General features: G+C 63.7%; 9 protein-coding genes. 3 read left to right on the forward strand and 6 right to left on the reverse strand.

What is annotated here, in order from left to right; translation table 11 throughout:
- Window positions 1–2,108 (forward strand): TonB-dependent receptor domain-containing protein (locus SGR02S_RS07210; RefSeq protein WP_067107336.1); only part of this gene is annotated, 2,108 nt, incomplete at its 5' end.
- Between the two features lie 103 nt (window positions 2,109–2,211).
- On the opposite strand, the gene SGR02S_RS07215 is transcribed toward SGR02S_RS07210, so the two are convergent.
- From SGR02S_RS07215 to SGR02S_RS07240, 6 genes are read right to left on the reverse strand one after another with little or no spacing between them, the layout of a single operon-like run.
- Window positions 2,212–3,189, reverse strand: coding sequence for a phytanoyl-CoA dioxygenase family protein (locus SGR02S_RS07215; protein WP_067107339.1), 978 nt, complete (start codon window positions 3,187–3,189; stop codon window positions 2,212–2,214).
- 51 nt (window positions 3,190–3,240) lie between these two features.
- Window positions 3,241–4,749, reverse strand: coding sequence for an MFS transporter (locus SGR02S_RS07220; RefSeq protein WP_053552568.1), 1,509 nt, complete (start codon window positions 4,747–4,749; stop codon window positions 3,241–3,243).
- Between the two features lie 45 nt (window positions 4,750–4,794).
- The gene (locus SGR02S_RS07225; protein ID WP_067107341.1) at window positions 4,795–8,070 is read right to left on the reverse strand and encodes a carboxyl transferase domain-containing protein; all 3,276 of its coding nucleotides are present in this window, start codon (window positions 8,068–8,070) and stop codon (window positions 4,795–4,797) included.
- Window positions 8,067–10,229: a CaiB/BaiF CoA-transferase family protein gene (locus SGR02S_RS07230; RefSeq protein WP_067107343.1), complete on the reverse strand. Its 2,163-nt coding sequence runs from the start codon at window positions 10,227–10,229 to the stop codon at window positions 8,067–8,069. The genes SGR02S_RS07225 and SGR02S_RS07230 overlap by 4 nt, the downstream gene beginning before the upstream one ends.
- Entirely contained in the window at window positions 10,226–11,053 is an 828-nt protein-coding gene (locus SGR02S_RS19535; protein ID WP_082797007.1) for an acyl-CoA thioesterase, read from the reverse strand. The genes SGR02S_RS07230 and SGR02S_RS19535 overlap by 4 nt, the downstream gene beginning before the upstream one ends.
- A gap of 11 nt (window positions 11,054–11,064) precedes the next feature.
- A complete protein-coding gene (locus SGR02S_RS07240) occupies window positions 11,065–12,267 on the reverse strand; it encodes an acetyl-CoA C-acyltransferase (protein ID WP_067107347.1) in 1,203 nt (400 codons plus the stop codon).
- 115 nt (window positions 12,268–12,382) lie between these two features.
- Between SGR02S_RS07240 and SGR02S_RS07245 the strand changes: the two genes are divergently transcribed.
- The gene (locus tag SGR02S_RS07245; protein WP_169799653.1) at window positions 12,383–13,255 is read left to right on the forward strand and encodes an alpha/beta hydrolase; all 873 of its coding nucleotides are present in this window, start codon (window positions 12,383–12,385) and stop codon (window positions 13,253–13,255) included.
- A gap of 16 nt (window positions 13,256–13,271) precedes the next feature.
- Window positions 13,272–14,537 (forward strand): 3-hydroxyacyl-CoA dehydrogenase, encoded by a 1,266-nt coding sequence (locus SGR02S_RS07250; RefSeq protein WP_067107353.1) that lies wholly within the window; start codon window positions 13,272–13,274, stop codon window positions 14,535–14,537.
- Window positions 14,538–14,792 lie beyond the last annotated feature (255 nt).

A 14,792-nucleotide genomic window follows, 5' to 3' on the forward strand; every position in this document is an offset into this window, starting at 1 on the left:
ATTCGCCTGTCTGTTATTACCAATATATGCCGTTCGATAATCTGATCGAAGAGACGAACCAGTATCAGTTCTACGGCGAGTTGAACTTCGATATCTCGGACAATATCGAATTCCATATCGAGGGTCTGTACGCGAACACCAAGCTGCCCGACTATCGCGTGACCTCGGGTTATCTTGCCAGCAACGGACCCACTGGACCGGGTACGTCTTTCAGCATTCCCTCTTCCAATCCGGGCTTCAACACGTTCCTTTCCCAAACGGGACAGAGTGCGTTGATCGGTGTCGCGCAAAGCATTCTCACGAACCGGCTTCGCCCGATCGCCGTCGGCGGCAATCCGACGACCGACGGTCTGGGCGGACAGATCCTCAAGCGCGAATATGAGCAAATGCGCTGGTCCGCAGGGGTGAAGGGCGAGATTGCCAAGGACCTCAATTTCGACGTGGCTGCGACCTATATCATCGAGGATCAGGTACAGCAGACGCCAGACGTATTGATCGACCGGCTGCAACGGGCGCTCAATGGCCTCGGCGGACCGAATTGCTCGGGCAACGTGCCCGGCGCCAATGGCTGCCAATATTTCAACCCGTTCTCGAACGGCTATGCGGGCAACCGGCCGCTCGAATTGACCAATCCCGGTTATGTGCCTGCCAATGCCAACTCGACCGACCTTGTCGCCTGGCTGTTTGATACGCAGCGCTACACCGCCAAGACCCAGACATGGGTGGCCGATGCCGTGGTCAGCGGCAAACTGCCGATAACATTGCCGGGCGGGGAAGTCGGATTTGCCGTCGGCGCCCAGTATCGGCATGTCGATTTCAATCAGGATGTGTCCGACATTCTCAACGCCAACCTCAATCCCTGCCCGGTCCTGGGCCAGACCGATTGCGCGCTGAAGACCGGACCCTATATTTTTCTGGGTCAGAACATTCCGCTCGACCTCGACCTTCAGGTGAAAGCAGTTTTTGGCGAACTCAGCGTTCCGCTGTTCGACGGGTTCAATGCGCAATTGACCGTTCGGCATGAGGATTATGGCGGTCTGACAGGTTCCACCACCAATCCGCAGTTCCGTGCCAAATGGGATCTGACCGACTGGCTTTCGGTTCGTGGATCGGTGGGAACATCCTTCCGCGGCCCCACGGTGCTGGATTCGGCGCCGACCGGCGTCACGCTGCTTCAGGGCATCGCGGCTTCCGGCAACGTCTTCAAATCGATCGACACGTTCGGCAACCCCGCCGTGGGACCGGAAAAGGCGCTTAGCTACAGCGTCGGCGCGATCCTGCAGACCGGCGGACTGACGGCCACGATCGACTATTGGAGTTACAAGGTCAAAGACCAGATCCTCGCTGTCCCGGCCAATGTCGTCGCGACGGCGGTTGCCGGCACCGGCAATGGAAGCCAGTTCGTCAACTGCTCCAGCGCGCTTCGCTCGTTCGTCACGTTCAACAACGCCAATGCCTGTACGCAGGGCGTGACCACCGGAAACGATATCGAGCGCGTGCGGTCCGACGTAACCAACGGCCCGACGATCCGTCTCAACGGCATCGACTTCGACATCAATTATCGTTTCGATCAGGTCCTCGGCGGAACGCTCGATATCGGTACGACGGGAAGCTACCTGTTCCACTACAAGCAGGACGAGTTCGTTTATAACGGCATCTTCGTATCGCCTGCATTCGATGCCGCCGGCTTTGCCAATTATGACAGGGCGCCCGGCACCGTCTCGAAGCTGCGGGCGTCGGCCTATCTCGATTTCGCGACCGGACCGCACAGCTTCAACTGGACGACCACTTATATCGGCGGGGTCGACGACAATCGCGGGCCAACGGTCGCCCAGACCGGCCCCTCGACAAATTGCAGCGTCGACAATGTCAATGCCGGCATCGCGACCAATTGCCAGTTGGTCGACTTCGGGCTGCGGGTGAAATCCTTCATGATGCATGATTTCACTTACCGCGTGGAATTGCCGCTGGATGTCACCTTGTCGGCGTCAATCCTCAACGTGTTCGATCGCGATCCGCCGAAGGCGCGCCTCGAATACAGCTATGACCCGTTCATCGGCAATCCGATCGGACGGACGTTCAAGATCGGACTGCGCAAGAAGTTCTGATCTTATTTTCGGGGTCAGGCATCGTGGCGGCGCATCAACCATGCGTCGCCACGACCTGTTCGGGCGCCGATTTGCGATTGTCCCGGAGTTGCCCTGCTGGCGCTCAAAATCCGATGCCGAAAAACTGCCGCCATTGCGCGTGACAATCGAACAGGCTGTGGCGCTCGCCTCCCTTTGCCGTCCGCTCGCGATCGATATCTTCCTCGCGAAAGGGAAAGGCGCCATATTGGTGCATGAGCTGTGCGAAGCGGGGCGGATTGCGATCGAGCGCAGCCTGCGTCACGTCGGCGCGGAAAGGCGACTGCGTCTGCAGATGGCCGCGGCAGAAATCGAGAAGCAGGGTCGCGCGAATGCCCGGATCGGTGCGCGGGCGCGCGACATGCCATGTATTGGCAGGCCAGATCACCGCCGATCCGGCCGGAGCGATGACCGGAACCATCTCGGGTTCGAGCTCGCGTATTTCGGCCAATGTGGGCTGCCTGCGGAAGGCATGGCTTCCCGGCAGGAATGCGATCGGCCCGCTGCCTTCCTCATAATCGCTTAGGAGCAGGTTGATATTGGCCGATTGCGGCTGGTCGGCGTAGACCGGCGTGGCGAGATCGCCATTGTCGTTGTGAAGCGGGAGCGGCTTGCCGCCGGAGCCTTTCAGCATGGCGTCGTAAAGGCTGAGTATCGCGTCGAACCCAACGAGATAGGTGATGAGGCCGAGCAGGACCGGGTGCGTCAGGACAGGTTCGAATATCGCGTCTTCCCACAGGACATAACGCATGAACTGGCCGAGCGGGTGAGCCTGCCCCTGATGGGTGAGGCCCGCCTCCCAGTCGGGGAGGATCCCGGTCCGTTTTTCCGAGACACGCAATACCGCCGCGCGCAACGCCGCGATATATTCGGGCGGTGCCACCTTTTCCGGTGGAACGATCGTATAACCCTGCATGGCAAGTTCGGCGATATGCTGTTCGAGCCCAAGCCGGCGCAGTTCGGGGAAGAGAAGGGTATTGCGTTGCTGCACGTCGAGGAAAGGCGCGGACACATAACCGGGGCGGCCCTGGCGTGTTTCGTCGCCGCTTTTCTCGCTATTCATGGCTCTTCGTCCCCGCGCCGATGACGCGTTCATCGTGCGTGATCACATCGCTCATGGTCCGGTCGCAATTTCGGGTTCGTCAGCAGGCCGCTGGGCGATCTTGCGAAGATTGGCCTCATGAACCGCCCGGTTGATCGGGAAGAAAATGATCGCGAGAAGGCCGCAAAGCTGGAGCGCCATGATGGTAGCGGGTTCGGCCAGCGCGAGCGCGATCAATACATCCTCGGATACGCCACCCTGCGCGGCGTTGTCCGGAAATGCGACGAAGGTCAGGATCAGCCCCGCGCCGAACACCCCGACGCCAGACATCGCCTTCAAAAGAAAGGCGTTGGCTGAAAAGACGAGCCCCGCAGAATCGCGTCCGGTGCGCACGGCCGCATATTCGACGACGTCGGCGAACATCGAGGAGCCCATCGTGCCGGCGCTTACCCCCAGTGTCGTGTTGATGAATCCCATCACGAACAGCATCACGTAAAGAAGCTGTGTGCCATTTTCGGGCGCGATCCCGAGCACTCTGCTGAAATACATGATCGGACTGCAGATGATGAGCGCGACCGCAAGGAAGATCGCTGCATTTTTCTTGCCGAGCTTGGCGCCGAGCCAGGGCGCGAAAAACAGGGCGGTTACCAGCGCTGCAAAATAGCCGATCATCAGGCCCGAGATCTGGTCGCCCGACAGTTCCCAAAGATAGACACGAAAATAGGTAAGCGTCGCGGCCGTGATGCCCGCGGCGGCAGAGGCGAAGAAGGTTCCTGCCGCCAGAAGCAGAAACGGTGCGTTGATCAATGTGTCCCGGATTTCGCGCGCACTTTCCGTGAAGACGAACGGTCGGCGCGGCGGCGGCGGAGCGAAACTCGGAATATGTTTGGCCGTGCCGAGCGAGGATATGACGATTGCGGCCAGCATGATGAACGAGGCTGTGAGACCGTAGTTGGCATAGCCTTCGACATTGAGTTGCCCGGCGGGGTCGTTGGGGCCGGGTCGCAGGAAATAGCTGAACGCAAGGATGTTGCTGCCGAGGCCGCCGACATAGCCGAAAAACCAGCGCCAGCTCATGAACGCGGTGCGCTTGTCATAATCGCGCACAAGGTCAACGACCAATGCGCTCGAAGGAATCTCATAAACCGAAATGAATATCCGGATCACGATCGCGAGAGTCATGAGATACCAGAACAGCCCATTTTCATTCATGCCCTCGGGCGGGTTCCAGAGGAAATAATAGCTGATCGCGATCGGAAGCGCGGCGCCCAGCATGAACGGGTGTCGCCGTCCCCATCGCGACCTCAAGCCATCGCTCAGCCGGCCGATGACGGGATCGGCGATGGCATCGACAATCAAGGCGATCATGATCGCAAATCCGACCGTGGCCGCCGGGAGTCCAAGCGCCTGATTGTAGAAGATCATCAGGAGCACGGTGAAACCGGTGTCCTTGACGCCGAAAGCGACCGAACCGAGCCCGTACAGGATCCGGTCGACGACCGTCTTCTCGAGCGGCGGCGCCTGTTCGAGGATCGTGCTCGGCGCCGGGGCGACGCCCGCCGCAGCCGTCTTCTCGGTCATAATTCCTCTCCTTTTCGTCCGCTCCCGGACTTATTTTTCAGGGCCTCACCATGGATCGATCCAGCGCAGCCGTTTTCCTTCCTCGGGAATTTTTGCCGGCGGCACCGTGCGCAGCGCGGCGCTGATCCACCGACGCGTGTCGGCGGGGTCGATCACGTCATCGATGCCGTAATAGCCCGCGGTCGTGAGCGCCTTGCCGTGCCGGTAGAGCTGCGCGACCATCTCGTCGAACTTGGCCTGGCGTGCGGCGGGGTCGGCGATCGCTTCCAGTTCTTTCCGGTATCCGAGCCGGACCGCGCCCTCGAGGCCCATGCCGCCGAACTCGCCGGTGGGCCATGCGACCGAAAAGAAGGACGCCTGATAGCTGCCCCCCGTCATCGCGATGGCGCCGAGCCCGTAGCTCTTGCGCAGGACGACCGACAGGAGGGGAACGGTAAGATTGGCGCCGATCACGAACATGCGTGCTGCGTGGCGAACGAGACCTGTCTTCTCGACCTCTGGCCCGACCATGATGCCCGGCGTGTCGCTCAGCGAGACCACCGGCAGTCCATGCGCTTCGCATAACTGCAGGAAACGCGCACCCTTGTCCGCCGCATCGCTGTCGATCGCGCCGCCGAGATGGCTGGGATCATTTGCAATGATGCCGACTGGCCGGCCCTCGATGCGCGCAAGGCCGATCACCATCGCGAGCCCGAACCCGCGTCTGAGTTCCAGCCAGCTTCCTTCATCGACAAGGATCGAGATCAGGGCGCGGATGTCGTAGACGCGTAGCCGGTTCTCGGGGATCGCATGACGCAGTCCGCGCTGGTCGGCGCAGCTCCACTCGGCCAGCGACCCCTGAAAATAGCCGATATACTGCCTCGCCGCCGCGACCGCAGCCGCTTCGTCGTCGACGAGCAGGTCGATCACGCCGTTGGCCACGTGCACCGCAGCGGGGCCGACCTCCTCGGGCTTGAAGACGCCGAGCCCGCCGCCTTCGATCATCGCCGGCCCGCCCATGCCCAGCGTCGTGTCGCGTGTCGCGATGACGACGTCGCTACAGCCGAGGAAGGACGCATTGCCGGCAAAGCAGCGCCCCGACACGATCCCGACCATCGGCACGCGGCCGCTCAGCTTGGGCAGCCACTCGAATGCCCGGATGAAGCCGCCGCCGTCGGTGTCACCGGGCCGCCCGCCGCCGCCTTCGGCGAACTGGATGAACGGGATACGCCAGCGGTCGGCGAGTTCGACGAGCCTGTCGGTCTTGACGTGATTGCGCGCACCCTGCGTGCCGGCAAAGACCGTATAGTCATAGGCCATGGTGGCGACGCGCGCCTGCTCTGCTCCGAACAGGTCGGCGTTGACGGTCCCCAGACCCATGACAAGCCCGTCCGCCGGACTTTGTTCGACGAGTTCCTCGGTGGACGCCCGCCGGCTCCTCCCGGCAATGGCCAGCCCGCCATATTCGACGAAACTGCCTTCATCGAGAAGATGGTCGAGGTTCTCGCGCGCGGTCCTGTGGCCGGTCTTGCGGCGCCGGGCCACGGCATCGGGCCGCGCGGCGTCGAGCGTTCCCCGGTGGCGATCGAGCACCTCGGCAAGGTCGGGGCGAATATGATCGGGGTCGATATCGGCAACTGCCTGCGTCACGTCGGCGTGTGCATCGCCCGAAGCGCGCATGAAAAGGATCGGCTGCCCGTCGAGCAGCATGTCGCCGACGGTCGCGGCCAGCGCAGCGACAATGCCGCCATGGCTCGCCGTGACGCCATGCTGCATCTTCATGGCTTCGACGACCGCGACTTCTTGCCCCGCAACGACCGTATCGCCCGTCGCGACCGTCATCGATACGAGCATCCCCAGCATCGGTGCCGACAGCGGGACCGTGCCTTCCGGCGCCGCGGCGATCGTTGCAGCGCCGGCAGCATTGTCTTCGACGCCAGACGCCTTGGTTGTCGGCAGGGCGGCCTCGGCGTCGAGCAGCGCGTCGATATCCTCATCGACGAACCGCACATGCGCCCCGCCGGCGCGGACGACGGGATGGGCGAGCAAGGCGCGCAGGAAGCGGATGTTCGTATCGACGCCGCCGATCTGGAAGGACTCGAGCGCGCGCAACGCCTTGGCGCTGACAGCGGGAAAGCCGCCCTCGGGCACGCTGACGATGAGCTTCGCCAGCAGCGGGTCGTAGCGCAGGCTTGTCCGATAGCCCGTGTGGGCGAAGCCATCGACGCGGATGCCGCGTCCCGTGGGCGGCGAGTAATGCGCGATGACGCCGGCCGTCGGGCGCGCGCCGTCGGGCGTCATCGTCTCCAGATTGACGCGCACCTGCATCGCATGCCCGCGCGGCGGGGCGATCCTGTCCTGTTCCAGCCCGAGGTCAGCCAACGTCGCGCCGTCTGCAAGCGCGAGCTGTACGCGGACGAGGTCAAGGCCCATCACCTCCTCGGTCACCGTGTGCTCGACCTGGAGCCGGGGGTTCACCTCCAGAAAAGCCCAATTGTCGCCATCGGGCGTCACCAGAAACTCGACGGTCGCAAGGCTGAGCAGCTTTGCCTGCCGGGCGAGGCGGACCGCGGCATCCAGAAGCGCCTGCCGCGTGCTGCCGGGCACCGCATCGGCCGGAGCCCATTCTACGATCTTCTGGCGCGCGCGTTGCAGAGTGCATTCGCGGTCCCACAAATGGCTGACGGCTCCGCTGCCGTCGCCCACGATCTGGACCTCGACATGGCGCGCGCACGGGAACAGGCGTTCGGCATAGAGCGCGCCGTCGCCGAAGCTGTTGTGCGCTTCGGTGGTGCAGCGGGCAAAAGCGGCGTCGAGGTCCAAGATATGCTCGACCGGACGCATCCCGCGGCCGCCGCCGCCAGCGATCGCTTTCAGCATGATCGCACCGCCGGGGCCGAGCGAGGTCAGAAAGCTTCGCGCTTCTTCCAGACTCGTCGGGCCCTGCGTTCCCTCGGGCATCGGAACGCCGCAGGATTGCGCATGGGCGCGGGCGCGGGCCTTGTCGCCGAACAGTTCGAGCGTTTCCGGTCGGGGGCCGACAAAGCGGATTTCCGAAGCCACGCAGGCGCGCGCGAACGCGGCATTTTCCGACAGGAAGCCATAGCCGGGATGAATGGCATCGGCGCCGACGGCGAGGGCAGCCTCGATCACGGCATCGATCGCGAGATAGGCCGACGTCCCCGCGCCGGGCAGCATCACCGCTTCATCGGCTTCCTCGACGTGGCTGGAGCCAGCGTCGTCCTCAGGATAGATCGCGACAGTCGCGAGCCCGGCCTCTGCAGCCGACCGCATGATCCGGATGGCGATTTCACCGCGATTGGCGACTAGCAGTTTCTTCATGCGAGTGTCCGGCTTTGTGACACGCCGACCAGTATTGCATCCTGATGCTCGCCCAGCAGCGGAGCGGGACGGTCCGCGTAGGGGCGCGTGCCATCGAAACGAAAGGGAGCCGCGCCCGCGACATGGCGGCCAAGGTGCGCGCGCTCGAGCGCCACCCAGTAGCCGGCCTGCTGCAATTGCGGGTCCTCGACCAGCGCCTCGATGGAATGGACAGGCGCGGCCGGAATGCCTGCGGCCTGCAACGCCGCAGAGATGGCCTCCGGATCATGGCCCGCGATGACGCGCGCGAGCATCGCTTCGATTTCGTCCGACCGCCTGCTGCGGCCTTCGGGCGACGCAAGGTCATGGTCCAATATCCAGTCAGCGCGGCCGGTGAACAAACAGAGCGCATGCCATGTGTCCTCGTCATGGCATGCCACGGCAACCCATTGGTCGTCTCCTGCCGCGGCAAAGCAGCCGCATGGTGCCAGAGTCGACCGTTTGCTTGCGGTTCTGGGGAGCGCAGCCCCGGTAACCCGGCGCGCGATAATCGCGTCGGCCGCCACCTGGAACAAGGTCTCGACCTGCGCCAGGTCGGCCGTGCAGCCGCCTTTCTCTTCCCTTGCGGCAAGGCCGACAAGCCCAGCCACCGCGGCATAGAGTCCCGCCACGGGGTCGCCATATGCGATATGCTGGAGGGCGGGCGGCATGTCCTCGGCGCCGTTGATGGTCGGTATGCCCGATGCCTGCTCGACCGTCGAGCCATAGGCACGAAAGCCGGACCATGGGCCGGTGGCACCGAAGGCGCCCATCGATACGATGACGACGCCGGGACGCAGTTCGCGCAGCCTGTGCTGATCGAGGCCGAGCTTGGCCAAGATGCCGGGCGCGAAATTGTCGATCACGATATCGGCACGGCGGACCAGGGCTTCAGCCTGGACAAGCCCTTCGGGGGTCTTGAGGTCAAGAACCACTCCGCGTTTGCCGCGGTTGACGACGGAAAATACGGGCGCCGCTTCGACCGCGGCGCCGGGTTCGGGACGTTCCCAGCCCCGCCACCAGTCGGGCCGCGCGTCGGATTCGATCTTGATGACGTCAGCGCCCAGATCGGCAAGCGTGCGCGTGCTCAGGGGACCCGCCCAGCCCATCGTGAAATCGACGACGCGAATGCCGGCGAGCGGCGGATCGTCGCTGCCGATTGCCGGCAGATGCGATGTCGCCGCGTCCCAGTCGAGCAGGAAGGGCAGGGTGGGGGCACCGTTCGCATCGAAGGATCGACGATCGCGCCAGTGAGGAATGGCGGGCAGGTCTGCCAGGTCGGGCACGGCAGCCATCGGGATGCGGCGCGCCTGGCCTTCTTCGGCAGCTTCGATCGCGTCGCGATCGGCGAACGCCGGGCGCAGGATCGCATCGATGGCATCGGCATGGTCGAGGCGATCCAATGTCGTTGCGAAACGCCCGTCGTGGGCGAGTTCGGGCTTGCCGATCATGTCGGCCAGCGCGCCCCATTGGGCGGGCGTCAGGCAGGTGACGCCCAGCCAGCCGTTGGCGGCGGGATAGATCGAGCAGGGATAGGTGGGAATGAAACGGTTGATCCCCAGCCGGCTGCCCATATGTCCGAAATGCGCGTAGGAAACTGCGTTGGGCTCGCTGAAACAGCAGGCCGCCTCGAATATCGACACGGCGGCGCTGTCGATCGACGCGCCGCGCATCCGCCCGATCAGTCCGGCAAGCGCCGCGATGAATGCCGTGGTGCCCGCGACGATCTGTGGCGCATGTCCACGCGCGAGTATGGGTGGACCTTCGGCAGGGCCGAACCCGTGGGCCAGGCCCGCGAGCGCCTGGACGATCGGATCATTGCCAAGCCAGTGCGAATAGGGGCCGTCGGGAAAAAACCATCCGATCTCGAGGCGCAGAATATCGTCCGGTGTCGGCTCGCCATCGTCAACGATCGCCACGGTTGCCGAAGATGGGGCGCTTCCTGCCGACCGCACCTTTCCCGCGTCGAGCCACTTCCCGAACGCGATACCGGCTTCGCCGCCATAGCCGAGCAAGCGATCGTCGGTCGCCGCGGTCCGGCATACATGCGCACCGAGCTGAGCGAACAGCCTGGCGCAATATCGGCCCGCCACGCTCGTCGACCGATCGAGAACGTCGAAACGGGCCAGCGGGCGGTTCATGGCCGCGGCTCTCTGATCAGCACTTCCTGCGCGACGCTGGCGACCAGCGTTCCGCCCTGCGTATAGATGCAGCCCAGCGTCAGCCCGCGCCCGCCATGGGCGACGGGTGCATGCTGGACATGAAGCAGCCAGTCATCGGCTCGCGCCGGACGATGAAACCAGATCGCGTGATCGAGGCTCGCGGAATCGAGGGGGCCACCCCCCGCCGCATTGTTCGCAAGGAGCTGGAGATGGACCAGACCCATGTCGGATGCGAACGCAATGAGCGCCTGGTGCGATATCGGATCGTCGCCGAGCGGTTTCCGACTGCGGAACCACAGATGGCGTCGCACCTCCTGGCCGCCTTGTACGGACAATGATTCCGCAGGCCGTGCGTCGACCAGTTCTTCTGCTACGCTACGTCTCGCCGGCCTGCCGCGCGCTTCTGCGTTGCGCCGCCGCGTTTCGCGCTGATCTTCCAGAGTCTCGGGATCGGACACATCGCCCATCGCGGGTTGGTGACGCGGTCCCTCATCGCCGTCATGAAAGGAGAGGGTGGCGCTCGCGAGAAGCTTGGCATCCTGCTCCGCGCGGACGCCGCGCGCGGCAAAAGCTCGGCCGTCACGCAGACGCTCGACGGCGAGCGTGACGGGCCGGGCTCCATCTCCCGCCCCCGTAAATAACAGGTGAAGCGAGTGACAGGGCCGGCCTTCGACCGTGGCGGCTGCCGCGACCAGCGTCTGCGCTATGACGAGGCCGCCGAATGTGCGCCTTTCGTCCCCGCCGCCGGCGGGACTTTCAAAGCGGTCGCCACCAAGCGGCTCGGATTGGAGCTGCGGATGCATGCGGAATGCACTCAGAAGATTTCAAAGAGTCCGGCTCCCCCCATGCCGCCGCCCATGCACATGGTGACGACGCCGTATTTCGCGCCGCGGCGCTTGCCTTCGTGCATGATGTGCCCCGTCATGCGCGCGCCGGACATACCGTAGGGATGGCCGATCGAGATCGCCCCGCCCGATACATTGTAGCGGTCGTTGGGAATGCCGATCTTGTCGCGGCAGTAAAGGACCTGGCTCGCGAAGGCCTCGTTCAGCTCCCACATGTCGATATCGTCGACGCCGAGGCCGTGCGCCGCGAGCAGCTTGGGAATGGCAAAGACAGGGCCGATCCCCATTTCCTCCGGCCCGCAGCCGGCGACCGCGAGGCCGCGATAGGCGCCGAGCGGCTGCAGCCCGCGCCGTTCGGCCTCCTTGGCTTCCATGAGCACGACCGCCGCCGCACCATCGGACAGTTGCGAGGCATTGCCGGCGGTGATGAAGCGGCCTTCCTGCACCTGCTGCCCACCCTTGAACACCGGCTGGAGCTTCTGGAGGTCGGCAAGCGACGTCTGGGGACGATTGCCTTCATCCTGTTCCAGCGTCACTTCGCGTCGCGACGTGTCGCCGGTTGCCTTGTCGGTGACCAGCATCGTCGTGGTCATCGGCGCGATTTCGGCCGTGAAACGGCCAGCCGCCTGCGCTTCGGCGACACGCTGCTGCGACTGGAGCGCATATTCGTCCTGCGCGTCGCGGCTGATACCATAGCGATCCGCGACGATTTCCGCAGTTTCGAGCATGCCCATATAGAGCTGCGGAATCTCGGCGAGCAGCTTGGGATCGGCATTGCGATAGCCGTTCAAGTGGTTGTTTTGAACGAGGCTGATCGATTCGACCCCGCCCGCCACCGCAATCTTCTGCTCGCCCGCCTGAATCCGGTTGGCCGCAGCAGCGATTGCCATCAGGCCCGATCCGCACTGACGGTCTAGCGTGGTCCCGGGAACCGTTTCGGGAAGTCCCGCCCACAGCGCGCCCTGGCGCGCTACGTTGAAACCGGTCGACCCTTGCTGGAGCGCGCAGCCGAAGACCGAATCCTCGATTTCGTCGCCTTCCAGGCCGGCGCGAGCGACGGCGTGTTTGATCGCATGGCCGGCGAGCGCCTGCCCCTGCGTATCGTTGAACGCACCTCGATAGGCTTTTCCGATGGGCGTACGGGCGGTCGAGACAATTACGGCTTCATGCATTGTGGCATCCATCCCTAAAAATCGTTTTGAGAATTAAGGTATGGTTGTAATAACACGATCAATCTGTCAAGGGCGGCTATATCAGATTGTTGGAATGACCGATGCGGAGAGGTATATGGCAATGGGAAATGCGTCGCCCAAGGAGGTCACGCTCTACAGCGAAGGCAGCCGCATCGCGGCCGAGATCTTCACGCCGACCGGCAAGGCGCCGCCCGAAGGCTGGCCCGCGATCCTGCTCTGCCATGGCTGGGGCGGATTGAAGGATCATCTGGCGCGCTACGCCCGAAAATTCTCCGAAGCAGGCTATGTCTGCATGACCTTCGACTATCGTGGGTGGGGGGAATCGGACGGGCGCGTCATCGCAACCCGCGACGCGCCCCGGCTGCTCGAGGCGGGCGAGATCGAACTCAAGGTGCGCGTGCTGCGCGAGATCGTCGACCCGGTCGATCAGACGACCGACATCCGCAATTGCCTCGCCTATCTCTGGTCCGAACCGGGCGTCGACCGTTCGCGGATCGGCATCTGGGGGACAAGCTATGGCGGCGGCCATGCCGTATTCACCGGCGGCAATGACGACCGAGTCAAAGCGATCGTGGCGCAGATCGGCGGCTTCGGTTTTCCGCCTGAGCATCGCGACTGGGCGCGCGAGCGTGCGGCCGACAAGGCGCGCGGCAAACTAGACACGATCGTACCGCAAGACGGCGTCGATGGCGTGGAGGGTCTCAAGGGCACGCCCGACGTAGGCCGGATGGCCGAGCATTCGCAGCTCGGCGCCGCGGCGCGCGTCAAGGTCCCGACGCTCATTCTCGACGCCGAGTTCGAGGAACTCAACAACCGGCTCGAACACGGCTGGGCCGCCTATATGGCGATCCGCCAAAACGCTCCGGCCGAGTACGCGACCTATCCGTGCAAACACTACGCCGTTTACGACGAGCATTATGGCGATTCCACCAATCGCGCGATCGCGTGGTTCCACAAATATCTATGAGGAAGAAGCAGCGAATATGACCGAATATGAAGACAGCAGCGCCTATGTCAGCCAAGCCCTGGAAGCCGCGCGCGTGGTGGACGACGTTCCCGCCGACACGCCGTTGATCGCAATCGAGAAAGTCGGGATCATCGGCGCCGGGACGATGGGCGGCGGGATCGCGATGAATTTCGCGAATATCGGCGTTCCCGTCCGCATCGTCGAGACGAAGCAGGAAGCGCTCGATCGCGGCCTCGGCGTCATCCGCGGCAATTACGAGCGCAGCGCAAACCGCGGTCGCTTTCCGATTGAAGAGGTCGATGTGCGCATGGCGCGTATTTCCAGTTCGCTCGATATGACCGATCTTGCCGACTGCGACATCGTGATCGAAGCCGTGTTCGAAGACCTGGAACTGAAGAAGAGCATATTCGCGAAGCTCGACGGCATCGTCAAACAGGGCGCGATCCTGGCGAGCAACACATCGGGTCTCGACGTGAACCAGATCGCGGAGGTCACGAGCCGGCCGGAAGCAGTAATCGGATTGCATTTCTTTTCGCCGGCCAATGTCATGAAGCTGCTTGAAATCGTGCGCGGCGACAAGACGTCGAACGAAGTCATCGCGACGTCGCTCGACATGGCACGGCGGATTGGCAAGGTCGCCGTCGTCGTGGGCGTCTGCCCGGGATTCGTCGGCAACCGGATGCTGTATCCGCGCCAGCTTCAGGCGGCCGAACTTCTGAAGCGCGGCGCCATGCCCTGGGATGTCGACCGCGTGCTCCGCGCCTTCGGCTTCAAGATGGGGCCTTTCGAGATGAGCGATCTGGCCGGCCTCGATATCGGCTGGGTGCCGGGCGAGGGGGATCCGCTGCGCGACCAACTGTGCAAGCGCGAGCGGCGCGGTCAGAAGACCGGAAAGGGTTATTATGACTATGATGCCAATCGGGCTGCCACGCCGTCGGACGAAGTGGCGGCACTGATCCGCGAAACGCTCGGGGTCGATCCCGATGCAACGCCGCCGTCCGATGACGAGATCCTCGAGACCTGCCTGTTCCCGATGGTGAACGAAGGCGCGAAAATCCTCGAAGAGAAGATGGCGCAGCGCCCTTCGGATGTCGACGTCGTCTGGATGTTCGGCTACAACTGGCCGCAGGACACCGGAGGCCCGATGCGCTGGGCCGACAAAGTGGGCCTCGAGAAGGTGGCAGCCAAGGCCGAGGAACTCGGCAAGGATAATGGCTGGTACGCGCCGGCAGCGCTTCTCAAGACGCTGGTGAGCGAGAACAGGAAATTCGCCGACCTGTAAAAGGTCCGGTCACTGCCGAAGATCTGTATCGCCCAAGCGGGGCAGTCAGCCGGGATCGTCTGACTGCCCCGGCCTTTATAGGAGCGTGCCGTCCTGCATGACGAAGGACGGCACGCCGAAGGCCCGGCCCAGACGCGCGCGTCTGCTCGTGCACGGTCGCGCGCTGGCTGCGCCGCCGCATTGGCTCTCGGTAAAATGGGGTAGCAGTTTAGCGGGCGAGTGCTGGCTATTTCGAGCTTCCAAACATGCGTGCCG

This window comes from Sphingopyxis granuli NBRC 100800 (genome assembly GCF_001591045.1).
In the GTDB taxonomy this organism is placed as follows: domain Bacteria; phylum Pseudomonadota; class Alphaproteobacteria; order Sphingomonadales; family Sphingomonadaceae; genus Sphingopyxis; species Sphingopyxis granuli.

Excerpts from the sequence above, each read along its gene's own strand:
- SGR02S_RS07215 (WP_067107339.1), bottom strand. The coding sequence starts at position 3,189 with ATGAATAGCGAGAAAAGCGGCGACGAAACACGCCAGGGCCGCCCCGGT.
- SGR02S_RS07220 (WP_053552568.1), bottom strand. The coding sequence starts at position 4,749 with ATGACCGAGAAGACGGCTGCGGCGGGCGTCGCCCCGGCGCCGAGCACG.
- SGR02S_RS07225 (WP_067107341.1), bottom strand. The coding sequence starts at position 8,070 with ATGAAGAAACTGCTAGTCGCCAATCGCGGTGAAATCGCCATCCGGATC.
- SGR02S_RS07230 (WP_067107343.1), bottom strand. The coding sequence starts at position 10,229 with ATGAACCGCCCGCTGGCCCGTTTCGACGTTCTCGATCGGTCGACGAGC.
- SGR02S_RS19535 (WP_082797007.1), bottom strand. The coding sequence starts at position 11,053 with ATGCATCCGCAGCTCCAATCCGAGCCGCTTGGTGGCGACCGCTTTGAA.
- SGR02S_RS07240 (WP_067107347.1), bottom strand. The coding sequence starts at position 12,267 with ATGCATGAAGCCGTAATTGTCTCGACCGCCCGTACGCCCATCGGAAAA.
- SGR02S_RS07245 (WP_169799653.1), top strand. The coding sequence starts at position 12,383 with ATGGCAATGGGAAATGCGTCGCCCAAGGAGGTCACGCTCTACAGCGAA.
- SGR02S_RS07250 (WP_067107353.1), top strand. The coding sequence starts at position 13,272 with ATGACCGAATATGAAGACAGCAGCGCCTATGTCAGCCAAGCCCTGGAA.